The 25,872-nt window shown below is 44.5% G+C and carries 25 protein-coding genes; 10 read left to right on the top strand and 15 right to left on the bottom strand.

What is annotated here, in order from left to right:
• The 5 genes from RTV33_RS05940 to RTV33_RS05960 form a co-directional block, all read right to left on the bottom strand.
• A partial coding sequence (locus RTV33_RS05940; protein ID WP_312642517.1) for a DUF4422 domain-containing protein occupies nucleotides 1-1,887 on the bottom strand: 1,887 nt, incomplete at its 3' end.
• Nucleotides 1,875-2,903, bottom strand: coding sequence for a DUF4422 domain-containing protein (locus RTV33_RS05945; protein ID WP_312642519.1), 1,029 nt, complete (start codon nucleotides 2,901-2,903; stop codon nucleotides 1,875-1,877). The genes RTV33_RS05940 and RTV33_RS05945, both read right to left, overlap by 13 nt.
• A 56-nt stretch (nucleotides 2,904-2,959) precedes the next feature.
• On the bottom strand, nucleotides 2,960-3,763 hold the full coding sequence (locus RTV33_RS05950; RefSeq protein ID WP_312642521.1) for a glycosyltransferase: 804 nt from the start codon (nucleotides 3,761-3,763) through the stop codon (nucleotides 2,960-2,962).
• Between the two features lie 17 nt (nucleotides 3,764-3,780).
• Nucleotides 3,781-4,512 carry an ABC transporter ATP-binding protein gene (locus tag RTV33_RS05955; RefSeq protein ID WP_312642522.1) on the bottom strand — a complete coding sequence of 244 codons (732 nt, stop codon included), beginning with the start codon at nucleotides 4,510-4,512 and terminating at the stop codon, nucleotides 3,781-3,783.
• Nucleotides 4,513-4,526: 14 nt separating this feature from the next.
• The gene (locus tag RTV33_RS05960; RefSeq protein ID WP_312642524.1) at nucleotides 4,527-6,008 is read right to left on the bottom strand and encodes an ABC transporter permease; all 1,482 of its coding nucleotides are present in this window, start codon (nucleotides 6,006-6,008) and stop codon (nucleotides 4,527-4,529) included.
• 599 nt (nucleotides 6,009-6,607) lie between these two features.
• On the opposite strand from RTV33_RS05960, the gene RTV33_RS05965 reads away from it, so the two are divergent.
• Nucleotides 6,608-8,002 (top strand): sugar transferase, encoded by a 1,395-nt coding sequence (locus RTV33_RS05965; protein ID WP_312642526.1) that lies wholly within the window; start codon nucleotides 6,608-6,610, stop codon nucleotides 8,000-8,002.
• A 439-nt stretch (nucleotides 8,003-8,441) separates the two neighbouring features.
• Nucleotides 8,442-8,696, top strand: a complete 255-nt coding sequence (locus tag RTV33_RS05970) for a hypothetical protein (RefSeq protein WP_312642528.1) — start codon at nucleotides 8,442-8,444, stop codon at nucleotides 8,694-8,696.
• Nucleotide 8,697: 1 nt separating this feature from the next.
• Here the strand turns inward: RTV33_RS05970 and RTV33_RS05975 are convergent, their stop codons facing one another.
• Nucleotides 8,698-9,027 carry a helix-turn-helix transcriptional regulator gene (locus RTV33_RS05975; protein ID WP_312642529.1) on the bottom strand — a complete coding sequence of 110 codons (330 nt, stop codon included), beginning with the start codon at nucleotides 9,025-9,027 and terminating at the stop codon, nucleotides 8,698-8,700.
• Between the two features lie 137 nt (nucleotides 9,028-9,164).
• Here RTV33_RS05975 and RTV33_RS05980 point away from each other — a divergent pair, with 137 nt between their 5' ends.
• The 7 genes from RTV33_RS05980 (at nucleotide 9,165) to RTV33_RS06010 (ending at nucleotide 14,114) form a co-directional block, all read left to right on the top strand.
• The gene (locus RTV33_RS05980; protein ID WP_312642531.1) at nucleotides 9,165-9,356 is read left to right on the top strand and encodes a hypothetical protein; all 192 of its coding nucleotides are present in this window, start codon (nucleotides 9,165-9,167) and stop codon (nucleotides 9,354-9,356) included.
• Between the two features lie 12 nt (nucleotides 9,357-9,368).
• Nucleotides 9,369-9,815 carry a hypothetical protein gene (locus RTV33_RS05985; RefSeq protein ID WP_312642533.1) on the top strand — a complete coding sequence of 149 codons (447 nt, stop codon included), beginning with the start codon at nucleotides 9,369-9,371 and terminating at the stop codon, nucleotides 9,813-9,815.
• Between the two features lie 93 nt (nucleotides 9,816-9,908).
• Nucleotides 9,909-10,193 carry a DUF960 family protein gene (locus RTV33_RS05990; protein ID WP_312642535.1) on the top strand — a complete coding sequence of 95 codons (285 nt, stop codon included), beginning with the start codon at nucleotides 9,909-9,911 and terminating at the stop codon, nucleotides 10,191-10,193.
• A gap of 13 nt (nucleotides 10,194-10,206) precedes the next feature.
• Nucleotides 10,207-11,313, top strand: coding sequence for an amidoligase family protein (locus tag RTV33_RS05995; RefSeq protein WP_312642536.1), 1,107 nt, complete (start codon nucleotides 10,207-10,209; stop codon nucleotides 11,311-11,313).
• Nucleotides 11,313-12,308 carry a class II glutamine amidotransferase gene (locus tag RTV33_RS06000; protein ID WP_312642537.1) on the top strand — a complete coding sequence of 332 codons (996 nt, stop codon included), beginning with the start codon at nucleotides 11,313-11,315 and terminating at the stop codon, nucleotides 12,306-12,308. The genes RTV33_RS05995 and RTV33_RS06000 overlap by 1 nt, the downstream gene beginning before the upstream one ends.
• Nucleotides 12,309-12,378: 70 nt before the next feature.
• Complete coding sequence (locus RTV33_RS06005; RefSeq protein WP_312642538.1) at nucleotides 12,379-12,576, top strand: hypothetical protein; 198 nt, start codon at nucleotides 12,379-12,381, stop codon at nucleotides 12,574-12,576.
• A gap of 74 nt (nucleotides 12,577-12,650) precedes the next feature.
• Nucleotides 12,651-14,114, top strand: a complete 1,464-nt coding sequence (locus RTV33_RS06010; protein WP_312642539.1) for a recombinase family protein — start codon at nucleotides 12,651-12,653, stop codon at nucleotides 14,112-14,114.
• A 284-nt stretch (nucleotides 14,115-14,398) separates the two neighbouring features.
• Here the strand turns inward: RTV33_RS06010 and RTV33_RS06015 are convergent, their stop codons facing one another.
• The 5 genes from RTV33_RS06015 to RTV33_RS06035 form a co-directional block, all read right to left on the bottom strand.
• Nucleotides 14,399-14,983, bottom strand: a complete 585-nt coding sequence (locus RTV33_RS06015) for a polysaccharide deacetylase family protein (RefSeq protein ID WP_312642541.1) — start codon at nucleotides 14,981-14,983, stop codon at nucleotides 14,399-14,401.
• Nucleotides 14,984-15,305: 322 nt separating this feature from the next.
• On the bottom strand, nucleotides 15,306-16,916 hold the full coding sequence (cimA, locus tag RTV33_RS06020) for a citramalate synthase (protein WP_312642543.1): 1,611 nt from the start codon (nucleotides 16,914-16,916) through the stop codon (nucleotides 15,306-15,308).
• Between the two features lie 146 nt (nucleotides 16,917-17,062).
• Complete coding sequence (locus tag RTV33_RS06025; protein WP_312642545.1) at nucleotides 17,063-17,359, bottom strand: Dabb family protein; 297 nt, start codon at nucleotides 17,357-17,359, stop codon at nucleotides 17,063-17,065.
• A gap of 78 nt (nucleotides 17,360-17,437) precedes the next feature.
• Entirely contained in the window at nucleotides 17,438-20,065 is a 2,628-nt protein-coding gene (locus RTV33_RS06030; protein ID WP_312642547.1) for a calcium-translocating P-type ATPase, PMCA-type, read from the bottom strand.
• A gap of 134 nt (nucleotides 20,066-20,199) precedes the next feature.
• Nucleotides 20,200-21,081: a LysR family transcriptional regulator gene (locus RTV33_RS06035; RefSeq protein WP_312642549.1), complete on the bottom strand. Its 882-nt coding sequence runs from the start codon at nucleotides 21,079-21,081 to the stop codon at nucleotides 20,200-20,202.
• Between the two features lie 122 nt (nucleotides 21,082-21,203).
• On the opposite strand from RTV33_RS06035, the gene RTV33_RS06040 reads away from it, so the two are divergent.
• The gene (locus tag RTV33_RS06040; protein ID WP_312642550.1) at nucleotides 21,204-22,589 is read left to right on the top strand and encodes an MATE family efflux transporter; all 1,386 of its coding nucleotides are present in this window, start codon (nucleotides 21,204-21,206) and stop codon (nucleotides 22,587-22,589) included.
• Nucleotides 22,590-22,626: 37 nt separating this feature from the next.
• Here RTV33_RS06040 and RTV33_RS06045 read toward each other — a convergent pair whose 3' ends face one another.
• From RTV33_RS06045 to RTV33_RS06060, 4 genes are all read right to left on the bottom strand, one after another.
• The gene (locus RTV33_RS06045) at nucleotides 22,627-23,883 is read right to left on the bottom strand and encodes a solute carrier family 23 protein (protein WP_312642552.1); all 1,257 of its coding nucleotides are present in this window, start codon (nucleotides 23,881-23,883) and stop codon (nucleotides 22,627-22,629) included.
• Nucleotides 23,884-24,132: 249 nt separating this feature from the next.
• Nucleotides 24,133-25,089 carry a diacylglycerol kinase family lipid kinase gene (locus RTV33_RS06050; RefSeq protein ID WP_312642554.1) on the bottom strand — a complete coding sequence of 319 codons (957 nt, stop codon included), beginning with the start codon at nucleotides 25,087-25,089 and terminating at the stop codon, nucleotides 24,133-24,135.
• 70 nt (nucleotides 25,090-25,159) lie between these two features.
• Nucleotides 25,160-25,402 carry a hypothetical protein gene (locus RTV33_RS06055; protein ID WP_312642556.1) on the bottom strand — a complete coding sequence of 81 codons (243 nt, stop codon included), beginning with the start codon at nucleotides 25,400-25,402 and terminating at the stop codon, nucleotides 25,160-25,162.
• Nucleotides 25,403-25,540: 138 nt separating this feature from the next.
• On the bottom strand, nucleotides 25,541-25,872 hold a 332-nt coding region (locus RTV33_RS06060; RefSeq protein ID WP_312642559.1), incomplete at its 5' end, for an ABC transporter permease.

The following is a 25,872-nucleotide window of genomic DNA, read 5'->3' on the forward strand; positions in this document are numbered from 1 at the left end:
AAGTTCTTTTGCCATTTCAATCTGTTCTGGGTTGTCAAAATATTGTTTCCAGTGAATGGATTCGCCCATATTATCAGGCATCTCTAAATAGCCGATTCCATATTCAGCAAATACATAGATTTCAAAATTTGCGGGCACACAGCATTCAATGCCTTCATAAATACATTTTTGCAGTGGGAATATATCTTTTTTATTAAAAATTCTACCATTATGCCAGGCAAATCGTGTATGATCTTCATAGTTGTTATCCAGTCCCCAGCAAATCCATTCTGAGGTTTCTTTCGACTGAATACGTTTTATATATAACTCAAATAGTGTATCGAGTACATTCTTAAATTCTTGATTGTCATCAAGGGTTGGGTCTTCGGGGAAAACTGAATGCACATAACATAAATCTCGGCATTGCTGTTGCAGCCCTTGTTTTAAACGTACAACTTTTCTCCAATCATTTAGAGAATTGCCACAGGTTAGGTCATAGTTATCATATAGGAAAATGTCTACAAAACAGTTTAGCTGCAGGTCATTGCGTCTAAAACGGTACGAACGACAGCCAAGTCCAATATAGTAGTACTCCTTAATTTCAAAGGTTTGGCTTTCGCTTAAATAATCAACTACCTTTTGGTAGTCCGAACGCATCATAGCAATATCAATATCATCATCCCAAGGAACACATCCCTGATGACGAACCCCTCCAACCAAGCTACCTCCATGTAGCCAAAATTGAACGTCTAAACTGTCACACATCTCTTTAAATTCTTTTAATAATACTGTATTTGCCTTCTGAACAATTCTTAAGTCACCTTCCGCTACAGGGAAAGAACGCCAGAAATCTAGTTTTTTATCATTCATGTCTGCAGGATAGATAGGAGCATCCATCCAAAAAGTAAGTTTGTCTCTTTGATTAAGTGACTCTATCTTTTTTGAAAGTCTATTAACTTCCCGCCGTATTACAGCAAGTTCTGCACGTTGTTGATCAAACTTCTCTTCCAATCGTAAAATGCATCTATAGGAAGGCACTATCTTTTTTAGAAAAGATTTGGTATTTTCATAAATTATATTTTTTATTGATTTACGTTGCGTATCATTAAATAATACAATTTGGCGCTCACACACCGAGTACTTTCCTTGCATTTGAATCCATCGAATAAAACTACCGTATAAAATTTCACCCAGATAGCCTAGTACCCTCTGTGGATTTCCTTGGTAAATACTCAAATCAATTTCCGATTCAATTTCGAACAGAACACCAAACTCAAACTCACACATCTGGAAAAACAGATCTTTGCGCATCACAAAGCAATTAAAGCCCCTGTGAACATTTGAGTTTACTTCTAGCATAACTGCCTCATAGTATTGAGGGTATTTTTCCTTTACAATACTGATTAGCAAGTCTAAATCCTTAGGCGATATCAACAAGTGGGGATGATTTGTCATCAAATCATATACATTGGTTGCAGGTGGAACGAGTGGAACTGCTTGTGTGTCATACGTAATAGACGTAGTAACATCATACTTTTCAATTTCCCTTTTCATAAAAAAGGGATTATTAAGTTGGTACTTTTTATAATTACGCCATGACATTTTATCGGCAATAGCAAATCGTGTATTACTTTCTGGGAAGAGATGATCCGCAAAAGATAAATATCTACGATAATGGCACAGACCATAATAGTCTGCTTTATAATTTTTCCACATCCAGTACTGAATAGTATACTCACTATAATACGGTTTCTTTTTTGATATATTGTCACCCGTATCATCACGGAGCTTTTTTGCATTCTCCGAAACTTCCCATGCACCACAAAACATGTTATGGTACAGCGGATTAGGAATTACATTACTATCCAAATCTGTGCGATGTGAAACAAATATGGCTACTTTTGACATGATTTATAGTCCTCGCAATTATTTTGTATCTCTGCCACCCCCATGCGTTTTGTTGGTGTAACAAAGTAATATATATTTTTTAACACTTCTCGTCGTCTGGAACCTACCGGCATAATCGGGTCAATCATGGCCCGCAGTCCTCGATTAACTCCACTCAATATATACCGCTTTACCATATCCATAGGTCCTTTTATTCTCTCGGTATTATTAAAAAATACCAGCTGCAGTTCCTTTTTCCCCCACTTCTCATAGGTAGTCACATGATAGATAAAAATACCATATAGCATCTCACCAATAAAAGCTGGTGTTCGCAGCATCGTCTGGGTATACCCCGTGGTATCCAATCTCCGCTCTACTTCGAACATAATAGGAAACTGAAATTCACACAGCCGCTCAAACAACTCTTTTTTCAACACATAACAATTAAATCCCCTATGTAGGTTACCGGAAAAATATTCTCGCGCAGATTTGCTATACCGAGGTGCCATCTCATCAATTAGCTTGAACACCAAATCAAAGGCCGACTTTTCAAAAAAAATGCCCACATAGGCGTTCCACATTTCATATACAGTCTCTTTTTTGCCACAGGGGGTTGAAATTTTCCGAACATCTGCATATTCAGATACCACAATATCATAGTCAGAAATCACCTGTTCCATTGTTGCAGCATTTAACAATCCATATCGCATCTTACTGCGTGGCATTAACGCCGTCCCGTGAACCATATTAAACTCATCTGTCTTAAACTGATGCTGCGCGAACGAAAGATATCTTCGATAATGGCACAGTCCGTAATAATCGGCCTGTGTGTTTTTCCATGCCCAATACTGCACAGTATATTCACAAAAACTCATGCGTTTTTCCGAAATATTGTCGCCTGTATCATCACCCTGCATGGTGATGTTTTTTCGTTCATCATATACCGCCCCACAACGCAGCGGTATATAAATAGGGTTATCAACAACTTCGCTATCTATATCAATTCTGTGTGAAACAAAGATTTTTATATTGCTCATTTTTTACTCCTGATAGATAATCATGGATTCTACCTCCAAGTAATCTACGCATAATTCTACTCAGCGTTTTTTTGCCACCACTTCGTCTTTAACGCTTTCAATACCGGCAAGGGAACTAATCCTACTATCAAAGGCTTGATAACATAAAGGCTATACCGAGGAAGCAACTGCAGTCGATAAAATCGCTGAGCTCTAGTCACCGCTTCGTTTATCCTAACACGATATAGCGTTTTTGTATGAAAACTATGTTGAATATTATAGTCAAACAAAACCTGTTGTATGTTTGCTCCACGAAAACCTTTTTCATATAGTCGAAGAAGAATATCGTAATCTTCACAAGCATTGCACCAGTGCGACTCATTATAGCCGTTAACGGCAACCAGCGCTTCTTTTCTAAAGCATAGCGTTGGATGCACAAAAGGTAAATTAAATAAAAAGTCTTTCACTTGCGGGTATTCCGGAAACCTACGCTCTGTAACTAACCCTGTCGCATCACAACAATTAATGTTACATCCCACAACGTCCACCTGCTCGTTTTTTTCTAAAAAGGCAACCTGTTCCTGTAGGCGATTTGGATGTGAAACATCATCGTCATCCATTCTGGCAATAATATCCCCTTTAGCTAAGGATATACAAAGGTTTAGTTTTTGAGTTAACGTTGTGTGGTCTTTCGAGTGAATAATATGTACTCTGTCGTCTTTAATAGAGTCGAGGTACCCATTTGCCTCAAAAGAAGCATTGTTTTCACATATAATAAACTCAAAGTCTCGATATGTCTGATTCAAAATAGATGCTACTGCAAAGCGCAAATCATTAAGCTTTTCTCTGCTGCAATTTGTCCCCATTACTATCGAAACCATAAATAAACCCAACCTTTTTACAAGCGATACTGATTGCAAACTTCAACGGCAGAACCTATCATTTTAATCTGACCACCATCTAACCAAACTACACGGTTACACATCTCGCGAATTTGGTCAAGCGAATGTGAAACCAGTAGAACAGTCGTACCACCACTCATCATCTCCATCATGCGAGTATAGCTCTTTTTTTGAAATGCTTCATCACCAACGGCAAGGATTTCGTCAACAATCAAAATTTGGGGATTAACCATGGTAGCTACCGAAAAAGCCAGTCTCATTAGCATACCGGATGAATAATTGCGAATGGGAACATCAATAAACTGCCCCAGCTCAGAAAATTCCAGAATTTCCTCGTACTTTGAATTCAAAAATTCTTCGCTATACCCAAGTATTGCACCATTTAAAAAGATATTTTCCCGTCCGGTGAGCTCAAAATCAAACCCGGAACCAAGCTCTAGCATTGGCACAATGTTACCTGCACAGTGTACCGTACCCTCTGTTGGTTTTAAAATACCAGAAATCACTTTTAATAAGGTGCTCTTACCTGAGCCATTTCTTCCAATGATGCCTAAAACTTCTCCATGCTCTACATGAAAGCCAACATTTTTTAACGCCCAGAAATCAGAATAGGTAAATTTTCCAGATAGCTTCTGCGTTACAAATTCCTTTAGAGACATTATTCTATCGTCGCTTAGACGAAATCTCATCGAGACGTTTTCTATTTCTATCATCTTATCTAAAGACATACTAATGCACACTCCTAGAGATACAGGACAAATTTATCCTGAGTTTTCTTGAAAATCCACGACCCAATCAACAATGAAGCTAGCGCAAAAAGTGCACACTGAACATACATAATAGGTTCTGGCGATACACCATCAATGATGATAATACGTGTAAACTTGACAAAGAAATGCATTGGATTAGTCTTTAGAACAAAGCGCATACCTTGGGGAAGAATGGATTCGGGATAAAACAGTGGTGTCATGTACATCCATATCATGCTCAATATCCCCCACAGGAATTGAGTGTCTCGGAAAAAGACCATAGACGACGCAAGTATCATACCTATTCCCAAACAAAAAACAAACAGACAGATTAACTCAAACGGCAGCAGAAAATATGCTTTTGTTGGACGCAAACCTGAAAACAGCACAACTGCCAGTAAAGGAATCAGCGATATAAGCAGATTGATCAAGGAAGACAAAACTCTAGTCAAGGGATATATATATTTAGGAACATAAACCTTCTTGATCAAACTGGCGTTACCAACAATAGAAGCCAGCGTCAACCCGCAGGATTCGGTAAAGAAATTAAACATGATTATACCACTGATAAGGTATACAGGGTAGTTTGGGATATCAAACCGAAACAAATTAGAAAAAACCAAATACTGTATTGTCATCGTAAGCAGTGGATTTAAAAAGCTCCATAGCACGCCCAGCACGGAACGCTTATATTTTGTTTTAAAATCTCGTGCTACCAACTGCTTAATAAGAAACGAATATTTTTGAAGATGGTAAATAGTAACAAGGGGAAGACAGCGTTTTCCCCTCTTTAATTTAAAAGATACCATCAAGAAATACACTAAAATAATGATGGCACCCAGCACAACAAATTTCCAGTAATGAAGACCGGTCCAGATATAATCCTCTCCTTGAACCGAAAAGCATAACATGCCTGAAACAGGTTGCTCATTTAAATGCAATTGAAACCCATCTCCAGGGGCAGTCGTATTCATCAAGGGAGAAAGTGCACTCCCGGTATTGGAATCCGCAGTAATACGAAGCAATAATGGAACCCCGTAAAGCCCCTCTATAGGTTTTTCTGAAGTTATCGTACTAACAAAACCCTCTGTTATATCTGCAGCGAATAGCTCCTGATGCATAAGTTGAATGTTTCCGCTCAAATCAAAAAGGTCAACAAAAACTGTTCCCGTGTTAGCCCTGTTATAGGTTCCCCAAGCAACAGAAATTGATTCTAGGCGTTGAATTTCATTGACAAATATCTGCTCCACCCGACTGCCAGCTACCAACTCTATTGAGCCGGAATTAGCAACTGGCATATTTAAATTTCCTCTAGATTCCCTTAGATGAAGTTGCTCTCCAGCTAAAAAATAAAAAACTACTGATAAAAAAAAATAACTTAACACCATTATAGTGCTAATTTTCTTTAATACATATTGATTTGAGACACTATTTAAACTATTATCACCAACTGCATCCTGCTTATTAGGTTTCATAAAAACACCTGCCACTTCCTGGTATACTGGTATATAGATAAAGCAATTATTTACCTAACTTTTAAATAATATTCTAATGTTTTCGACAACAAAATCACCATTATTTTGCCATTTTAGTTTACCACGATGGCTACATACTGTCAAGTTTCGCACTTATGATGTAAAACGGCTCTTATCTGAAGCTGTTAACACTCATGAGAGCATGTATACCCTGTCCTGCGTCTTGTACAGGTCGGGGTCAGGTCAGCCTGGCTAAGGAAGTAACCGAGATGTGGCATCAAAACACATAGCACCCGAAGGAGTAAAGGTGTTTAACCCCAATTCCGATGTGATCCGCCATGAAAACATTGCAGGAGTTGTTACAAAATAGGGGGTTACTAGAGCACGTTTGAGCAGTCCATTCGCAAGATGTTTTGTAAAAGGTAGGATAGGTAAAAAGTAGCAACTGAAAACGATGTTGATCTGAGAGTAAACAGGTTGAAGAGGAAAAATGATTGGAAGTTTCTAATAGGCACTAAGTTTGACAATCCTTGCTGTATTCTATAAAATAAGAAAAACACTGTCATAAATATGACATCAAATTTTAGGGAGCGGCTAAAATGAAAAGTAGAAAACGATACAAACGACTTATCATGTTCTGCACCTCTTTTATTATTCTCGCAATTGTTTCCGTACTTTGGAGTTTAGTCTGGTATTCTTGCTATGACGATACCATTGGAGTTCCCTTTTTCCGCAAGGGAAATTGGCTTGTTATTGCTGTTTATGCATTGTTATCATTTACATTTACAAATATCTATGGTGGCTATAAAATTGGATTTCTCAAACGCGGTGACGTAATTTATTCCTCTGTTTTATCCTGCCTATTTGTTAATGCAGTAACTTACCTCCAAATTAGTTTAATGGGGCGACATTTTTTATCGGTAACCCCTATGATGATCCTAACATTCGTCGATATTCTTTGCATTTTTATTTGGGCAATTTTAGCACACAAACTGTATCAATATCTGTATCCTCCCCACAAGATGCTTGTTATTTATGGAAGCGATGCAGCTGAAAGTTTGGTTAACAAAATTAATACACGCTCGGATAAGTATGAAATCTCAGAGATGATCAGCATCGAAGAGGGCCTTGATAGGATATTTGAACGAATGTGCGATTATAATTCCATTATAATTTGCGATGTTAAGGCGGAAGCACGCAACCGGATTTTAAAGTATTGTTTTGCCAACTCAATTCGTACGTATTTAACACCAAAAATTTCAGATACCATTGTGCGTGGTGCCGATGAAATCCACTTATTTGATACTCCTCTTTTGCTCTGCCGAAACCTTGGCTTGACCCTTGAACAACGGTTTTTGAAGCGCTGCTTTGATATGTTTTTCGCATCCTGCTTGCTTATTCTCTCCTTGCCGATCATGGCAATAACCGCAGCAGCAATTAAACTTTATGATCGTGGTCCTGTATTTTATAAACAGCTCCGCCTTACCATAAATGGAAAAGTATTTACGCTCTACAAATTTCGAAGCATGATTGTGAATGCTGAAAAACAAAGCGGTGCCCGGCTTGCCAGTGAAAACGATGACCGGATTACTCCAATCGGTCGCTTTATTCGAAAGATACGCCTAGACGAACTCCCTCAATTACTTAATATCTTAAAAGGGGATATGTCCGCTGTAGGTCCTCGACCTGAACGGCCAGAAATTAGCCAACAATATGAAAGAGAGATGCCAGAATTCGGATTCCGGTTAAAAGTTAAAGCTGGGCTTACAGGATATGCTCAAGTGCTAGGTAAATATAATACTACCCCGTATGATAAGCTAAAATTAGACCTCATGTATATTGAACATTACTCTATCCTGTTAGACATTAAATTAATCTTGATGACCATTAAGATTTTATTTATGCCAAGTAGTACAGAAGGAATAGAGGAACCTCCCAGTAATTCATGTAAACAAGGTGAAATTGAACTAGAAGAGAGTCTTCTTAAGAAATAGGAGTACAAGCATAAAAACTAGACTCATATTGATAAGATGAAAAATTTGCACTTCGCTATTAAAAACAGGTAATGTCAAATTGGCATTACCTGTTTTTAATTTATATACTAAAATTTTTAATTCGCTTCATGCAAAAAATCTCTCTTTTCTGGTATAAGGAATAAAAGAAACAGAAAAGAGGTGAAACACATGAACGAACTATTATTTAGCACTGGCAAGGCAATTGTAAAACTAGGCATTTTAACCGCCTGTTCCTGTCTGATGAATTACGCTGTCAAACAAACTTCAAACGACACGCTGGAATTATCAGCTCAGGTAGTCAGGCGGTGCAAGAACGACTACGTCGAACACAAATTAAGCAGAGCAAACTAAAAAAAGCAGCTACGGCACAAATAAGTGCTATAGCTGCTTTTTGCTGCTCAAAGAAAGGAGTCTCACAATGGAGTATATTTTCAGCCCGCAAGAAGATTTTACAGGTGCACAGACTTTTATTGAAAATTTGGAGGACTGTACCGAAGCGCTTGTAGATCAAATCCCAGCCGTGCAATATGTTTTGGATATCATTTCTCCTGAGGATTTGGCAATTATCACGCTGCTGGTAATCGCCAAAGTATCTACCGGAATACTGAGCAAGGATTTTTTCATCCCGCCCCGTCCGTCTATTCCCTATGACTTTTATGACGATTATGAGTAATCTAGTCTTTCCCCTGCCGCAACGCGTAACTGCGAATCACATTGAGAATAAACAGCTTATCATCATTGTTCATTTCAGAAAGATAGCGGTTAATCTCCAGTGTAAGATTATCAAGTTCTGAAGTCAATGATTCGGTCAGTAGCATATCTACCGTTACATTCAGCACATTTGCAATCTTGATGAGTGTTTCAAGGCTGAGAATTTTATCTGCACGTTCAATTTGCCCCATAAAGCTTGTAGATATTTCGGCGCGTTCTGCCAGCTCTGCCTGCGTCATCCGCAGCTTGGAACGCTCTTCTCTGATTCTCTCACCCATACACTTATAGTCCATATCATCACCGCCTATATAAATAGATTATCGCAGTTAATGAGTTTATTAAACAATCTATAAGTGTTTTATATATTGACTATAAGTGTTATAAAGTTTATACTTGTATTAAAAATCTACAACAACTGAGGAGGAACTTTATGGACAAGAGACTTTCGGACGCACTCGGCAACACAATTGGGTACATCAGCGATCTGGCAGGCGGCAGCAAAAGAATTATGGACAAAAGCTTTAAAACAATTGCTTATCTCGAAAAGGACGGTACCTTAAAGGATGCTACATTCAAAATTATTGGACGTGGTATTGAGTCCATCATGGGCTTACTAAAATAGGGGGTCAATTTTATGAAATCTTGGATCGATTATATTCCATACAAAAAGTTTATCGGTATCTTGTTTATGATCATTGGCATTGTGGGTTTTCTGATGTTTTTTCTGGTCTCTACTAATGGAGCAAGCAATTGGCAATACAAACTGGATGATTACCTGTTTAGTGCCAGGCTCACGACATCCAGAATGTCAGAAATACAATCAGTATCGGGTGACAGTATTGCGGAAGCCTTTTATCAGCAAACAGGGTATTATCTGTATGACGATTCGCAGATGCAATACACCATTGGTTACAGCGTCATTGCTACTTTTAAAAATACCTGTTTTATGTTAACACTGCTAAACCTCTTCGTCATTGTATTTGGTATGGCAGTCTATGGTGCGGGAGGCGGAAAGTTCCCCGCCTTTAAGAAGAAGGCGGAGCAAGTTCCAGTACCGACGGCACCTCTTAACCAAGCCTAGCAGCAACTTAAAATTAATACACCACACACCTCATGGGGGCAGTCTTTCGTCTGAAAGGCTGCTCCCTCTTTTTTATATCAGGAGGAATTTTTTATGTTCACAAACGATCGATATCTAACCCAAGGCGTTAGGAGCACCATTCCCGCCTATCTGCAATTTATTCTGTGGCTCGCCGTTGACAGTATGGAAATCGAGAAGGACTATTTGCAGGTATTCAAGCTGGAAGTCCATGGCAAAGAGCAGTACCTGTGCCATTTACAAGAGCATCCAGAGTATCAAAAAGAATATCTGTTTGCTGTCACCCAGCCCATTGAGGCAAAAGTCTTCATCATAGACGACGGCGACCATACCACCATGCTGCTGGCAGATGAATATTGAGGAGGAAAACATTATGGAGAAAACTTTTATTTGCAGCCACTGTGAAACCGGGCACCCCGTCAGCAGCCTGTATGTTATGGAAGAGGAACAACTTTGCCCCGACTGCTGTGACGAATTAACGGCAGTCTGTGAGCATTGCGGCGAGCGCATCTGGAACAGCGATAACGACGGCTTTGAGGATGCTCCGCTTTGCCGACGTTGCTGCGACAACTACTACACCCGTTGTGATGACTGCGATTGTTTGCTGCCCAACCGAGAAGCACACTATACTAATGACGAGGATACACCCTATTGCGGCCACTGTTACGAAAATCATCGCGGTGATGCCATTCAAGAATATTCCTATAAGCCTGAGCCGATATTCTACGGGGATGGTGCCCGATACTTCGGCGTGGAGCTTGAAATTGATAACGGCGGCAAGGATGACCAAAAGGCTCAGGAACTGCTAGATATCGGCAATTGGCAAAGTAATTATATTTACATCAAGTCGGACAGTTCCTTGGACGATGGTATGGAAATTGTCACCCACCCGATGACGCTGGCTTTTCACCAAAGCGACATGCCATGGCAGCAGATTTTGGCTCACGCATTGGAACTCGGTTATTCTTCACATAAGGCCATCACCTGCGGACTGCACATTCACGTCAACCGAAATTGCTTTGGTACGCCAATTGGAACTCAGGAGGACTGCATCAGCCGCGTACTGTTTTTTGTGGAGCGCTTTTGGGAGGAATTGCTACGGTTCAGCCGAAGAACAGCACATCAGGTGAAGCGTTGGGCAGCCCGATATGGCTACAAAAACAACCCCAAAGCGATTCTGGCGCATGCAAAAGAGGGCTATTTCGGCAGATACGCCTGCGTCAATATCACCAACTACGCAACCATCGAGTTTCGAATTTTCCGCGGCACACTCAAATACAATACTCTCATCGCCACCTTGCAGCTCGTCAACGAGATTTGTGAGGTGGCTTTTTTATTGTCGGACGAGCAGCTTGCGGCTTTATCGTGGTGTGAATTTGTCGAGCAGTTGGATGTTCACAAATATTCCGAGCTCATCGCCTATCTCAAAGAACGCCGGCTGTATATCAACGAACCTGTGGAAAGCGAGGAGGATGAATAGTGTGCAGTCTGTTTGGAATCATCGACTATGAGGGCTACCTCAACCAACGGCAGAAGAGTCGGATTTTAAAAGTACTATCCAAAGAATGTGAGGTGCGGGGAACCGATGCGACCGGCTTTGCCTATGTATCACAGGGCAAACTGCAAATTCGCAAAGCTCCCCTGCCCGCTCACAAAATGAGCTTTTCGTTCCCCGCTGACGTACATATCATTATGGGGCATACGCGGATGGCAACACAGGGCAACGCAAAAAACATTGCCAACAACCATCCGTTTCGCGGTTATATCGGAGGCAGAGAATTTGCCCTTGCGCATAACGGCGTGATATGGAACGACAGGCCGCTAAGACGGCAGCACAATCTATCCAAAACGGAGATTGAAACGGACAGCTATATTGCCGTGCAGTTGTTGGAACAAAACAAAGCCCTCACGCTCCAGAGCCTTGGCAACATGGCGGAGGAGGTCGAGGGTTCTTTTACGTTTACGGTGCTTGATGATCAGAACAGTCTCTATTTTATCAAAGGTGACAGTCCGTTAGCGCTCTATCATTACCCGAAGCAAGGCTACTATCTTTACGCCTCCACCGATGACATTCTGCAAAAAACATTGGCAAAGCTGGGGATGAAAAAAAGCAAGTACGATAAGTTAAACCTGATCTGCGGCGATATTTTAAAAATTGATTGTTCGGGCAGACGGGAGCATTCGGAGTCTGACACTTCGAGTTTCATCACAGCAAGTTACCGCTGGTTCGACAGCCTTTATGAGAATAGTTTTTCGCATCATCATAAAAAGCGGCACGGCGATATTTATCTCGACGTGCTTTATGAGTTTGCTGGCAATATAGGGGTATCAGAAGCTGATATTGACCTGCTGTTTGGGTATGGCTACACCGAGGACGAAATCGAGGAGCTACTCTGCGATCCACTCTCCCTCGGGTATCTTCTGGATGAGATAAAAGGCATCGAACAAAGTGGACAAGATTCTTTCTGGATGTAGCCAAAAGTACACCAACAGACATTTTTCAAACACCTGTGACATACATTTTACCAGTAGAGGAGATGACGAAATGAAGGTAACCCACACCATACCGCCTTACAGCAGCCCCGAGTGCCGTGTTGAGGAACTAAACCGTGTCTACACACAACTCTGCGCACAATTTTACAAGCCCGATCCACGCCAACGCTTTACCACAAAGCCGTCTTATATGCATTTTGTAAATCCGTTTTCAACTCGGCAGAGGCAGGACGAAAGGCCGTCTGCTTAACGTTTGGCATTTTGATGGCAGGCTGTTTTATCAGGGCAGCCTGCCATTACTCTTTTGAGAAAGGAGGAACCTAATTGGATGCCATCTATACCAGACAATCGGTAGAAAAAAAAGACAGCCTATCGATAGAGGGGCAGATTGAGCTTTGTGCGCGTGAATGCAGGAGTGAATACACCGTTTATGCGGATAAAGGATACAGTGGAAAGAATACAAACCGCCCCGACTTTGAGCGGATGATGGAAGATATTATCGCAGGTAAAATCAGTAAGGTGGTTGTATATCGGCTTGACCGGTTCAGCCGTTCAATATCGGATTTTGGGCAGATCTGGAACATACTGCAAAAGCACAATGTGGAGTTTATCTCAATCAACGAGAAGTTTGATACCTCCACCCCAATGGGCAGAGCGATGCTGCACATCATTATGGTGTTTGCACAGTTGGAGCGTGAGACGATTGCAGAGCGCATTAAGGACAACTACTATCAGCGTGCCAAGCATGGCTCGTGGCTCGGCGGCCCCGCACCGTTCGGGTTCACCATTGAACGTACATCAGAAAACGGAAAAAGCGTTCCCATTCTTGCTGCCAATGATGATATTGCGGTTGTAAAGCGCATTTTTAAAGAATATGCTCAGCCCGAAATGTCGCTCGGAAAGCTCGCGCGCATGCTGACGAACGAGGGTATCCCCTGTATGCAGCGCAAACATTGGGACAACGTATCGCTTTCCCGCATTTTTCATAACCCCTGTTACGTCTGTGCCTCACCGGATGTATACCTTTATTATAAGCACAAAGGTGTCAACATCTCTGACAGCATTGAAGATTTCACAGAAGATTATGCCGGAATGCTGGTGGGGAAGCGTGACCGCGCTGCGGGCAAATACACCGATATTTCCGACTACCATTTTTCGCTTGCCAACCATAAAGGAGTAATCCCCGCGGAGCTATGGCTGCAGTGCCAGTACAAATTGGACCTCAACCGCCAAATCAAAAACAGCGGGAAAGGTAAATACACCTGGCTTTCCGGGTTGCTGAAATGCGGGAGCTGCGGATATGGGATTAAAATCTCCAACGCCAAGGATAAGCTCTATCTGCGCTGCTCGGGACGCACCAATTACTCGGTTTGCAGTGAAAAATTTGTCTTATCCATCGCTGAGATTGAGGCAGCGGTGGGGGCAGAAATTGAGGCGCTGCTCTCGGGCTGTCGCTTGCAGCAAAGTGCCGTGGTTCCGCCTGCCGATTCGGACAGCCGCGCGACACTTGCACTGATTGAGGATAAAATCGAGCGGCTACTCTCCGCCTTAACTGAGGCAAACCATGTTTCGATGAAGTACATCAATAAGGAACTGGGAAAGCTTGATACACAGAAAAAGGAACTGCTGAAAAGCCTTACCGAGCAGGCTGTGCGCGGAATGAAGCATGAACTCAAAGACATTGTTTTTTCTCAGCTTGATTTTGAAGAGAAAAAGGTGGTCGCGGCACGGCTTATTGAAAAAGTGATTCTTCACGGCGAAGACATTGAAATCGTATGGAAAGTATAAACTTTTAACTATTATTTTGCGTTAGAATACTACTAAGAGAAGCGGCAGCTGCCGCCTTTCTTTTTGCTGCTTTCTATATAGATTTGCACTTAGAGATATATAATTAGCTTGTAAAATCTATATATTCTATTTTTATCCCGCATCATAAAAAGCCATAAAAAGAGCCTGCATTGCGGTAATGCAGGCTCTTTTCCTATCGGACAAAGCGGGTTTTACAGGTACCCTCTTTTCTCTATTCATATGTTCCTGAAAACAGTATATTCTATCCCGCTATAAAAAGCAAATCAGCCCTTAAAAACCGCATTCTGCTGCGGGTTGGACTTTGTATGGGAACGCTCACAGTCCCACTGGATTACACTGTGCCCCAAAGCGTTGGCTGTTTCAACAACGGTGTTGTTGTATGCACCGGAGGGAGCACGGAACAGCTTGGGGCGTACACCCGTAATCTTTTCTATGGCATCATCGCATTTTTGAATCTGCTGCTGGATTTGCTCGCGTGATTGGCTGGTCATATCGGGGTGGGAATAGGAATGGTTGCCCAGCTCATGCCCTGCTTCATACAATGCCTTTACGCTTTCAGGGTATTTTTCCGCCCATTGCCCTACCATAAAAAAAGTGGCTTTTACATCATTTTCTTTTAAAATTTGCAGTATCTGTGGTACATCGGCGTCATCCCATGCGCAATTAAATCCAAGCGCTACCACTTTTTCATCGGTTTCTACGGAATAGATGGGCAGCAGCCGTTTTCCGCCATCTACAAAAATTGCTTTTCCAATGTGATTCGCCACTACAAAGGACGCTATGATACAGATACAAAGTGCTGATATCACAGCAATCAACCCGCGTTTTCCCACTACCCAATAGTTCACAATCAGGCCTCCCCGCATATTTCTGTTACAGCATATGCGTCAGGGCAAAAAAAAAGCCCATGCAGCTGCGCATGAGTCTAATAATTGGTCTGTCCCGTCTGCCGAGCCGGTATTCCGTCCACTCGACAGACTAACAGTTCTATTGATTCCTAACGGAAGTGTACTGATCTGTTTTTGGGTGCTGTGAAAGGTTTCATCTGCTGTATCGTACCATCTCCTCCGTAGTTGATATTACTAGTATAACGGCGAGATATGATATACGCTTTACCAGAATTTGAACAGTTTTTGGACAATGGAAAACATTGTGTGAACAGATTACCTTTTATATTTCGTCTAGCCGAAAGCCTTTCAGCTTCAGTGTGCCGCTGCGGGAATCCTGCAGCAGCTTATATTCCACCGAATCCACCAGTGCGTTCCAACTTGCTTCTATAATGTCGGCAGAAGCTCCAACCGTCGTCCATACCGAGATACCATCGGTCGTTTCAATAAGCACACGTACAATCGACGCCGTTGCTGCGCGCTGCTCGATGACGCGCACTTTAAAGTCGATAAGGCGCGTCTGTGCCAGTGTGGGGTAGAACACCTCAAGCGCCTTACGCAGCGCACGGTCAAGTGCATGCACCGGGCCGTCACCCTCTGCGGCGGTAATTTCGCTCATGCCGGCAACACATATCTTTATCATTGCGGAGGAGCTTTGTTTGTTTATGCTGGATTGCTCACCGATAATGCGAAAGTTCTCCAGCTCAAAGAAAGGCTTGAACATCCCAAGCTTTTTGAGCAGAAAAATTTCGAGGCTCGCCTGCGCCGATTCAAACTGATAACCCCTGTGCTCCAGTTCTTTGAGCGCTTCCATAACCTCCAACGTAACGGGCGATTCCCTCGTAATGGTGGGGTCAATCTGAGCAAGCTTATTTGCCACCGCTGTTCTGCCCGCCACCTCGGACAGCAGGATATTACGATTGTTGCCGACAGATTCGGGCGAAATGCTTTCAAAGCTTTCGCGCAGTTTCTGAACGCCATCCACATGCATGCCGCCCTTGTGTGCAAATGCGCTTTTTCCTACAACGGGGGTATAGCCGGGGAGAATGTAGTTTGCAACTTCTGCAATGTAACGCGCGGTATGGGTAATCAGCTTCACTTTATCGGTAGGGATACAGCTATGCCCCAGCTTTAGCTGCAGAGCGGGAATTACCGTAGAGAGGTTAGTGTTGCCGCAGCGTTCGCCAAAGCCGATGTAGGTACCCTGCACCTGTGTGGCACCGCACTGTATCGCCTGTATGGAATTCGCCACCGCACAACCCATATCGTTGTGGCAGTGGATGCCTACCGCAGTGGCAAAGCGCTCACGCACCAGTGTGGTCATCTCGGCAATTTCATGCGGAAAGCACCCGCCGTTGGTATCGCAAAGTACAAGGCAGGCAGCACCCGCATCTGCCGCCGCTTGCAGAGCTTGCATAGCATATTCAGCATTGCGCTTGTATCCGTCAAAAAAATGCTCCGCATCAAAAAACACGGTTTTACCGTGTGATACAAAGTAATCGATTGTCTCATAAATCATGCTTAGGTTCTCTTCGAGCGTAGTCTGAAGCACCTCAGTGACATGCAAATCCCAGCATTTTCCAAAAATAGAGATGATATCGGTATCCGCGTTGATCAGCGCGGTACAGTTTTTATCCTCCTGTACCGGAATATTTTTGCGGCGTGTTGACCCAAATGCCACCAGCTTTGCATAGCGCAGCTCAAGCATTTTCGCCCGCTCAAAAAACTCCAAATCCTTTGGATTAGAGCCGGGATTCCCCGCTTCGATATAAGAGATACCGAGTTGATCGAGTTTTTTTACAATATTCAGCTTGTCATCCACTGAAAAGTAAATTCCCTCTGCCTGTGCACCGTCGCGCAGGGTGGAATCGAATATCTCAATTCGCCGTTCCATCAAGCCGCCTCCCCAACAAACATAGCTTATTTTCGTTCATTTTATCACACATCCCCTAATTTTACCAGTGCAACTTGCTGCCGCATTTACACAGGCAACCGCGCAAAAAGGGCTGCACATGCAGCCCTTTTTATAGTCAACGCTTGTTAAAACTCGCTGTCACACACGGCGCGGTCACAAACCACTTTATGCACAAACTCTTTTACCTTTACATGCTCAGGGTGGTTTTGGTAAAACGCCAATGCCTCTTTGTTGTCACATTCGGAATACAGACACAAATCGTAGCCGCCCTCGGTGAAATTAAACCCGACCTCTGCCTTGCGCAGCCCGTCTACCTTACCCACAAGAGCCTCCAGCTTTTCTTTCATAAGCTCGCCGTTTTCACGCTTGGTGCGTCCCTCTGCCTCATCCTTGAGATTCCAAAACACAATGTGTCGAACCATATCTATTTACTCCTTGCTGCATTTGTTCTTATCTTTATTGTAATACGGTACTGAAAATCCGTCAACACACCGGTCATTTTATTTTTGCTTATCGCTTAGCTTGCGTAAAAAGAATTTACCCAGTTTTTCGATTTCTATAATGACCACAGGCACAAACGCCAGCCCAAGTGCGGTAAGATACAGCTGCTTGGTAAGCGGAACCAGACCAAACACCACAGCTACCGGGGGAATAAATGTGATGAGTGCAATGAGCAGCAGAGAAACCGCAAACGCCCCAAGCATATAAGGGTTACTGCCAAGCCCTACCACAAACAGCGAATGGGTGGAGCGCACGTTAAATGCATGAAACAGCTGCGAAACCGCCAGCACCAGGAACGCCATGGTCTGTGCTGCTTCCACCGTACCGCCGGTATGGAGACCAAGATAGAAGCCTGTAAGTGTGAGCACCGCAAACATAAGCCCTTGCAGCACCACACGCACACCCAGCCCCTGTGCAAAAATGCTTTCATTTTTCGGTTTTGGGCGGCGGAGCATAACGTCCGATTCCACCGGCTCCATACCCAGAGCCAGCGCGGGCAGGCCGTCGGTCACCAGATTAATCCACAGCAGCTGGATGGCGAGCAGCGGAGATTTCTGCCAGATGATCATCGCAAAGAACACGGCAAACAGCTCACCAATGTTGGAGCCGAGCAGAAACTGCACCGCTTTTTTGATGTTGTCGTAAATTCCCCTGCCCTCTTTCACCGCGCTTACTATCGTTGCAAAATTATCATCGGTGAGGATCATATCTGCTGCGCCCTTTGCAACCTCAGTACCGGTGATACCCATAGCACAGCCGATATCGGCCGCTTTCAGCGCAGGGGCATCGTTGACACCGTCACCGGTCATCGAAACAACCGCACCGGTATTCTGCCATGCCTTAACGATGCGTATTTTATCCTCGGGCGAAACACGCGCATAAACCGAATATTTGCGTATATTTAGGTTAAACTCCTGCTCATTCATGGCAGAAAGCTCCGCGCCCGAAATTGCCTCGCTGCCTTCGGTAAGAATACCAAGCTGGCGCGCGATAGCGCTCGCGGTAACGACATGGTCGCCGGTAATCATAACCGGGCGGATACCTGCCTTTACGCAAGTGGCAACCGCCTCCTTTGCCTCTTCACGCGGCGGGTCGATCATACCGAGTAAGCCCGAGAAGGTAAGCCCGTTTTCGAGTTCCTCACTGGTGGGGTTCTGCGGTACGGCATCAAGCGGCTTTACTGCAACAGCAAGCACGCGCAATGCATCCTCCCCCATCTGTGCGTTGATGGCAAGTGCCTCTGCTTCGTCAAAGTCGACCAGGCGCTGAGACAATACGTCAAATGCTCCCTTGACAATGGCAACGGGTTTGCCGTCAATCATATTTACCGTAGTCATCAGTTTGCGGTCGGAATCAAACGGAAGCTCGGCAACACGCGGACAGTCTGCGTTGATCTTTGCCTTTTCAATTCCATTTTTCTTCGCTGCAACCACAATTGCAACCTCGGTTGGGTCGCCGATGTAGGTCTCCTTGCCGCCATCGGTTTCAATGCTTGCGTCACAGCACAATGTGCCGAGCATCAGCAGGCTTTTGATGCGCTCATTCTCGTCTCCGGTGATTTCCTGCACACCCTCGCCCGCCCATGCCTTTACCAAGGTCATGCGGTTCTGGGTAAGCGTGCCGGTTTTGTCGGAGCAAATAACCGATGCACTGCCTAGCGTTTCCACAGCGGGCAGACTGCGGATGATCGCATTCTTTTTGACCATGCGCTGTACGCCCATAGCAAGCACAATGGCGACGATGGCAGGCAATCCCTCTGGAATTGCTGCAACAGCCAGTGATACCGAGGTCATAAAGATCTCCATCAGCGGCATGCCCGATACAATACCAATCACAAAAATAACAGCGCATACACCCAGCGCCACAATTCCAAGCACCTTGCCAAGCCTAGAAAGCTTATGCTGTAATGGGGTTTGCTCATCCTGCTCGTTATCCAGCAGCTTTGCAATCACACCCATCTCTGTGCCCATACCCGTGGAGGTAATCATCGCTTTCGCCCTGCCGTATACCACCGAAGTACCCGAGTATACCATGTTCACACGGTCACCCAGCGGTGCATTTTCGTCTACCTGTGCGGCAGCGTCCTTTTCTGCCGGAACCGATTCACCCGTGAGTGCCGATTCCTCGCACTTAAGGCTCGCCGATTCGAGCAGGCGCGCATCGGCAGGTACAAAATCGCCCGCCTCAAGCAGAATAATATCGCCTGCAACCACGTTGGCGGCAGGGATCACCTGAATTTTACCGCCGCGTAATGCCTTGGCTGTGGGTGCAGACATATTCTGAAGTGCCTCAAGGGCTTTTTCCGCCTTGCTCTCCTGCACTACGCCAATCACAGCGTTGAGCAGTACAATTCCAAGAATGATAACAGGCTCCAGAAATTCTGTCTTATCATGACCGTTTAAAGCCACAACAAACGACACCACCGCAGCGATGATGAGGATGATGACCATAAAATCTTTGAACTGCTCTGCAAACCGCTGCAAATTTGTCTTTTTCGCCTTACCTTGCAGTCGGTTTTCTCCATGCTGTGCCAGAAGCTGCGCCGCCTTATCCGGCGAGAGCCCTTGCTCTGGGTTGGTACCTAATTTTTTTATAATTTCATCTTTGTTTTCGTTGTGCCAAGCCAATTTTGTGCACCCCTTCACCTTTCTATTCTACCCTACAGTATTTCCAATTTCTACGAAATCATTAACACACTATATCTTAGCAGAACCTAAGGAAATATTTGTGAACAAAGTTGTAAGAATGTAAACAAAGTTTTTCAATTCATCTGTTTTTTACAAAGGTTTAAAAAATTTTGTGCAACTGCCGAGAGGTAGCGGTTTTTAACCGTAACCACCGCTCTTCGCGTGTGAAGTGAAGCATCCTCAATTTGCTTGCAGCACAAGCTTTCATGATTAAAATCTTCAAGCGAAGACAGGGGTACAATTGCCGCACCGATACCCTGTCTCGCCCACATCAGGTTGGTGATGAGCTGGGTGTTGACACAGATATAGTTGGGGGCAAAACCTGCCTGAAAGCACGCATCCGAAATCATCGGCTCAAAACGGCGGATGACGCACAGCGGCACGTCCTTGAGCTGCACTATCGATAGGCTATCCCCCGCACCGTTAAACCAGGCGCTGTTTTTGTGGTACACCGCAACCATTGGGTCCTCTTTGGTGTGCAGCACTTCAAACTGGCTGGAGACTTGAAACGGCGTGCGTACAATGCCTATTTCGATCACTCCGTTTTGCAGCAGGTCGATAATCTCGTTCGAGACAACTTCATGCAGCTCGTAACAAATATCCGGGTTTTGGCGGTGAAAGGCAAGCAGCAGCCCCTCAAAAAAGGTTGCCGCGTTGGACGGTGTCAGCCCCAACCGCAAGGTGCCCGCCGCCCCGCTGACACAGTCGGCAACCTCTTTGTACACAGAGCTTTCCAGTTCACACAGGTGCTGTGCCTTTTTATATAAAATCTGTCCCGTATCGGTGAGCTCCAGCTTGCGTGAACCACGCTTCATCAGTTGAGTGCCAAACTCTTTCTCAAATGCTTTGAGCTGGTTGCTCAGCGCAGGCTGTGCAACATGTATTTTTCTCGATGCCGCGGTAAGGCTGCCTTCCTCCACAATCGCAATAAAATTACGATAATGCTGTAAATCCATGCTCGCTCCTTCTATAACGGTTTGTTATAGTATCTATCAATTATTCATATTTTTATTATAGCTCTATTTATGCTATCATGGCAAGAGCTATAAAATATTCTAAGAGGAAAAGAGACCACAGCATGCAAACAAAAGCAACACCTGAAACAGAAGAAAAAACAACACAATGTAAGTACAGTATGGTATCGGGTAACCCCGCCAAAGCGATTATTACCTTCGCCACCCCCATGATACTGGGCAACATCTTTCAGCAGCTTTACAACACTGCCGACGCAGTAATCGTTGGGCAATTTATCGGTGAAGATGCGCTGGCATCGGTGGGTGTGGCAAATCCCATTATGTCCATCGTCATCTTTTTTATTTTTGGCATCTGTGTGGGCATGTCGGTGCTTATGGCACAGCTATACGGCGCTGCCGACTACAAAGGGTTTAAGGAGGAGGCCTCTACCTCGCTGATTGCGGGGCTTGTATTCACCGTAGCACTTTCTGTATTGTGCTGGTTTCTTTCCAAGCCCATTCTGGTGCTTACAAAAACACCCCCTGAAATTTTAGGCGATGCCGACCGCTACCTCAAAATTATTTTTGTGGGGCTGATTTTCTCATTTTTATACAACTACTATTCTGCGGCACTGCGCGCTATGGGGGATTCAAAAACGCCGTTTTTGTTTTTGTTGCTGTCGTCCGTGCTCAATGTGGTGCTTGACATCTTTTTTATCCAATCACTCCACACCGGGGTTGAGGGTGCTGCAATTGCAACTGTAATTTCACAGGCGGTGTCCTCTATCCTCTGCATCCTTTATGTCTATCGAAAAATCCCTTTGCTGGCACTGAAGCGCAGAGAGTTTATCTTTCAAAAAAGTATTCTCGTTAAAACCATCAATTACAGCTGGATATCGGCAGTGCAGCAAACCTTTTTGTATGTGGGCAGGCTGCTGGTGCAGGGTGCCGTCAACCCTTTCGGCACCAGTGTTATTGCGGCTTACAACGCAGCAACCCGTGTAGAGGGGTTTGTGCTCGCCCCGTTTGACAGTATGTCCGCTTCTATCTCGACCTATTGTGCACAGAATATGGGTGCAGGGCTGAAGCACCGCATTAAAAGCGGATATAAAATCGGTACCGTCATCAACATCATCTACTCTCTGGTCGCCTGCGCGGTGCTGTTCCTGTTTGCTCCGCAGATTATGCAGCTGTTTGTAAACGCAAATGAAGCATCCTCTGTGATCAAGGTAGGCAGCGAGTACTTGCAGATGATGGCATTCTTTTACATTCTCGCGGGCATGACCTACATTATGCAGGGGTTCTTCCGCGGAGTTGGCAGGCTGAAAATTACAATGGTAACGACCGGCTCGCAAATTTTAATTCGTGTTATTCTTTCTTACCTTCTCGTGCCAAAGCTGGGCGTCAGCGGTGTCTGTTACGCAACGCTCATCGGTTGGATTTTTATGGTGCTGTTTGAGGGCACCTGTGCAAAACAGTATTTTAAACAGATGGATGCAGCACAGGTATAAAAAATCCTCCGATGAAAATTCATCGGAGGATAATTTTTTAGATGTTTTCGGGAAGAATCTTATTCACTACGGCACCAACAACTACCGCGAGGAAAAGCCCCGTGAGCGTTACATTTGGCGTAATGGCGACACCGCTGGAAAGGCCGAGACCAATGACCAAAATAAGCGCCACAATAATCAGGTTGCGGCTGTGCGAAAAGTCGAGATTGGATTCTGCCAGAGTTCTCATGCCGATCGAAGCAATCATACCATAAAGCAGGATTGATACGCCGCCAAGCACAGGGGTAGGAATCGTCATGATAATCGCGCCGAACTTACCGAACAGACCAAGGATGATGGCAATAACAGCGGCCAATTTTAAAACAAAGGTGCTGTAATTTTTTGTAGTTGCCAGTACAGCAGTGTTTTCGCCGTAGGTTGTGTTTGGCGGTGCGCCGATGAAGCCGGCGACGAGAGTTGCAACGCCATCTCCGAGAACCGTTCTGTGCAGACCGGGATCTTTAAAGAAGTTTTTGCCTACAACCGAACCGTTAATGGTGATATCGCCAATGTGTTCCATAAAGGTAACGATTGCAACCGGTGCAATGGAAAGAATAACACCCCAATCAAACTTGGGCAATGTAAAGAAGTTGGGTGTGACATAGGGAATGTTGAGCCATGCTGCGTTGCTGATAGCAGAGAAATCGATAAAATGCGTGCCTATTGTTAAATCCAGAATCAGGCACAGAATATAACCGGAGGCAAAGCCCAGCAAAATCGGCACCAGCTTAAAGAAGCCTTTTAAAAAGATGGTGCAAACAATGACTACTGCCAGAGAAAACAGTGCCACCAAAACGGTAGTCCAGTCAATTGCAGCATCGGGTGCCACAATTAGGCCGGCATTGGTTAAAGCAGTTGGAGCAAGCGTTAAGCCGATTACCACAATAACCGGGCCCGTAACAACGGGCGGAAAGAGCTTTACAATATTTTCGCTGCCCACCAAACGTACAAGTGCTGCAAGGATAATGTAAACAACACCGGCTGCCATAATACCACCCTGAGCAAGGGGGATATTAGCAGGATCACCCGCGATAACAGCCCCTACTACACCAAGAAAGGCGAAGCTGGAACCTAAAAAAACCGGCACCTTGTTCCCCGTAATAAAGTGGAACAGCAGTGTGCCGATACCTGCGCCAATGAGCGCCATAGAAGGGTTAAGCCCTGTGATGATTGGTACCAGAACGGTTGCACCAAACATAGCAAACAGATGCTGAAACCCAAGTAAAAAGTTTGTTGCGGTTAATTTTTTCTCCATCCCAAAAAAACCTCCAAAGTTTTTTGTGTTCCATTTTTTGACCCACTTCGAACTATTATAGCACAAATTTGAACAGTTTTAAGATAAAAATTCATATTTCCGACATTTTTCTGCTGTTTTTTGAAAGATTGTAACACCTTACAATTCTATTTTTATATTGTGCCAATTTTCATCCAAAATGCAGATGCAATCTGACCCAAAAAAGGGAGCCTCCTGCAAGAAGGCTCCCTTAGTATGGTTTATTAACCACTATTCCCCAAAAGCGGCAGCTGACAGCGCAGGGGTACGTATGCAATCTTGCAAGGGGGCTGCAAAACGCAGCGCACTCTCGGCGATTTTTATTGAGAGATTTTTTACGCATGCGTTCTCACCGTCTACGCTAACGGCAAATGGCTTTTCCGCGGTAATATCCACCTGCGTGCAGCGACGGTAGATGATATATTGGCGAAGGGCCTCGTTTTCAAGATGCAATCCCTTCTTATAAACATTCACCAAATTTATAAGCTTTAGGCGCGACACTTTTTTGACAATGCAGAGGTCAAGAAGGCCGTCGTTTACCTGCGCAAGCGGAGTTCCCTTGTAGCCCCCGCCGCAAAAAGAGCCATTGCCGATGGCGGTGAGCAAAAACTCCCCTTCAAATGTTTCATCCCCATCCACTGTAATACGCAGCTGACTGTACATTTTATGCAGCAGGCTGTAGAACAGCGAAAGGTTGTATGCCATCTGCCCGCCGACAAGGGGCAGTGTTTTAAACTTTGCCATATGCAAAGCGACATTTGCGTCAAACCCTACATTGCACATGTTCACCCCGTATGCACCGTCCGAAAAATGCAACAAGTCAATCGGCTGTGCGGCGGCATTTGCAAGGGCGCCCAGCTCGTAAAAGCACGAGGTTGGTTCAAAATTGCGCACAAAGTCGTTGCCCGAGCCGCAAGGCACCGATGTAACGCTGGCATGCACAAAACCAGCCGCCCCGTTTACCACCTCATTCAGGGTGCCATCGCCGCCACAAGCGTAAAAACGAAGCTCCTCCGTGTTTTCGCCGCAGGTTTCACGAACAAACCTCACCGCGTCACCCACTGCTTTGGTTATGTAAATTTCATACGCATCGCCCAAATCATAAAATGTCTGCTGAATACGGTTACGCAAACGGTCTGCCGCATTCCGTCTGCCCGCCGTCGGATTAATGATGAAATAATGCTTCATTTAGCCCCCCATGTAGAAAAGGGCAATCTGCCTGCAGGCAGACTGCTCTTCTAACACACCCAATACAAATTTAAAAGCATTTGCCAATGATGCAGCACCTTTTAACAATTAAAGATGCCTTGTCCGCTTTTTCTACAGTATAATAGCTTTTCTGTTTTTTATCAATAGTATTTTTTCGCCAAATTACCGGTGAATCCTTTGGCAGCTCGATATGGTAGTACAAGCTTGCAAATTGTCCGGCAGGCTTTTCGGCGAGCGCGTATGCCGGCATTCTCCATTCCCGGTTAGCGCTGGGCACTGGCGGGGTGTTCATTCCCGCCTCGCTGCCGAGCTTGAGGACAGGTACAGATTGCCCATTGTGCCAATGCCATAGCGCGGCGTATACAGGCCGGTAATATGCATTAAAGCTCCACCGTTTAGGAGAAGTGGGCAATGCTATTGTTTGCTACTGTCAATCGTTTAAACGGCCGTCTTTCGTAAAAAACGTTTTATATCCGAGGGTTACAAACAATACAACGGTAAGTGCAGTACAGCCCAGAATCGCCAGCATAATCCCAATTTGATATTTAATTGCGGTAAGGGGAAAGGTACCGGATAAAATTTGCCCCGTCATCATTCCGGGCAGCGAAACAATCCCCATCGTAAGCATATTATTCATGGTAGGCAAAATCGCACTGTCAAATGCTCCGTTCACAATCTCATGAGATGCACGCGCAGGAGTTGCACCCAGCATCAGCGAATTCTCAACAATTTGGCGCTTCTCTGCCATATCGCTGCACAGCT

The sequence above is a fragment of the Hydrogenoanaerobacterium sp. genome (assembly GCF_032017025.1).
GTDB lineage: Bacteria > Bacillota > Clostridia > Oscillospirales > Ruminococcaceae > Hydrogenoanaerobacterium.

What these genes read in the sequence shown, in the direction of transcription:
- cimA (WP_312642543.1), bottom strand. Translation starts at nt 16,916, where the DNA reads ATGGAACGGCGAATTGAGATATTCGATTCCACCCTGCGCGACGGTGCA.
- RTV33_RS06040 (WP_312642550.1), top strand. Translation starts at nt 21,204, where the DNA reads ATGCAAACAAAAGCAACACCTGAAACAGAAGAAAAAACAACACAATGT.
- RTV33_RS05970 (WP_312642528.1), top strand. Translation starts at nt 8,442, where the DNA reads ATGGAGTATATTTTCAGCCCGCAAGAAGATTTTACAGGTGCACAGACT.
- RTV33_RS05965 (WP_312642526.1), top strand. Translation starts at nt 6,608, where the DNA reads ATGAAAAGTAGAAAACGATACAAACGACTTATCATGTTCTGCACCTCT.
- RTV33_RS05980 (WP_312642531.1), top strand. Translation starts at nt 9,165, where the DNA reads ATGGACAAGAGACTTTCGGACGCACTCGGCAACACAATTGGGTACATC.
- RTV33_RS06025 (WP_312642545.1), bottom strand. Translation starts at nt 17,359, where the DNA reads ATGGTTCGACACATTGTGTTTTGGAATCTCAAGGATGAGGCAGAGGGA.
- RTV33_RS06050 (WP_312642554.1), bottom strand. Translation starts at nt 25,089, where the DNA reads ATGAAGCATTATTTCATCATTAATCCGACGGCGGGCAGACGGAATGCG.
- RTV33_RS05990 (WP_312642535.1), top strand. Translation starts at nt 9,909, where the DNA reads ATGTTCACAAACGATCGATATCTAACCCAAGGCGTTAGGAGCACCATT.
- RTV33_RS06055 (WP_312642556.1), bottom strand. Translation starts at nt 25,402, where the DNA reads ATGAACACCCCGCCAGTGCCCAGCGCTAACCGGGAATGGAGAATGCCG.
- RTV33_RS06045 (WP_312642552.1), bottom strand. Translation starts at nt 23,883, where the DNA reads ATGGAGAAAAAATTAACCGCAACAAACTTTTTACTTGGGTTTCAGCAT.
- RTV33_RS05975 (WP_312642529.1), bottom strand. Translation starts at nt 9,027, where the DNA reads ATGGACTATAAGTGTATGGGTGAGAGAATCAGAGAAGAGCGTTCCAAG.
- RTV33_RS05995 (WP_312642536.1), top strand. Translation starts at nt 10,207, where the DNA reads ATGGAGAAAACTTTTATTTGCAGCCACTGTGAAACCGGGCACCCCGTC.
- RTV33_RS06035 (WP_312642549.1), bottom strand. Translation starts at nt 21,081, where the DNA reads ATGGATTTACAGCATTATCGTAATTTTATTGCGATTGTGGAGGAAGGC.
- RTV33_RS05950 (WP_312642521.1), bottom strand. Translation starts at nt 3,763, where the DNA reads ATGGTTTCGATAGTAATGGGGACAAATTGCAGCAGAGAAAAGCTTAAT.
- RTV33_RS05960 (WP_312642524.1), bottom strand. Translation starts at nt 6,008, where the DNA reads ATGAAACCTAATAAGCAGGATGCAGTTGGTGATAATAGTTTAAATAGT.
- RTV33_RS05985 (WP_312642533.1), top strand. Translation starts at nt 9,369, where the DNA reads ATGAAATCTTGGATCGATTATATTCCATACAAAAAGTTTATCGGTATC.
- RTV33_RS06005 (WP_312642538.1), top strand. Translation starts at nt 12,379, where the DNA reads ATGAAGGTAACCCACACCATACCGCCTTACAGCAGCCCCGAGTGCCGT.
- RTV33_RS05945 (WP_312642519.1), bottom strand. Translation starts at nt 2,903, where the DNA reads ATGAGCAATATAAAAATCTTTGTTTCACACAGAATTGATATAGATAGC.
- RTV33_RS05955 (WP_312642522.1), bottom strand. Translation starts at nt 4,512, where the DNA reads ATGTCTTTAGATAAGATGATAGAAATAGAAAACGTCTCGATGAGATTT.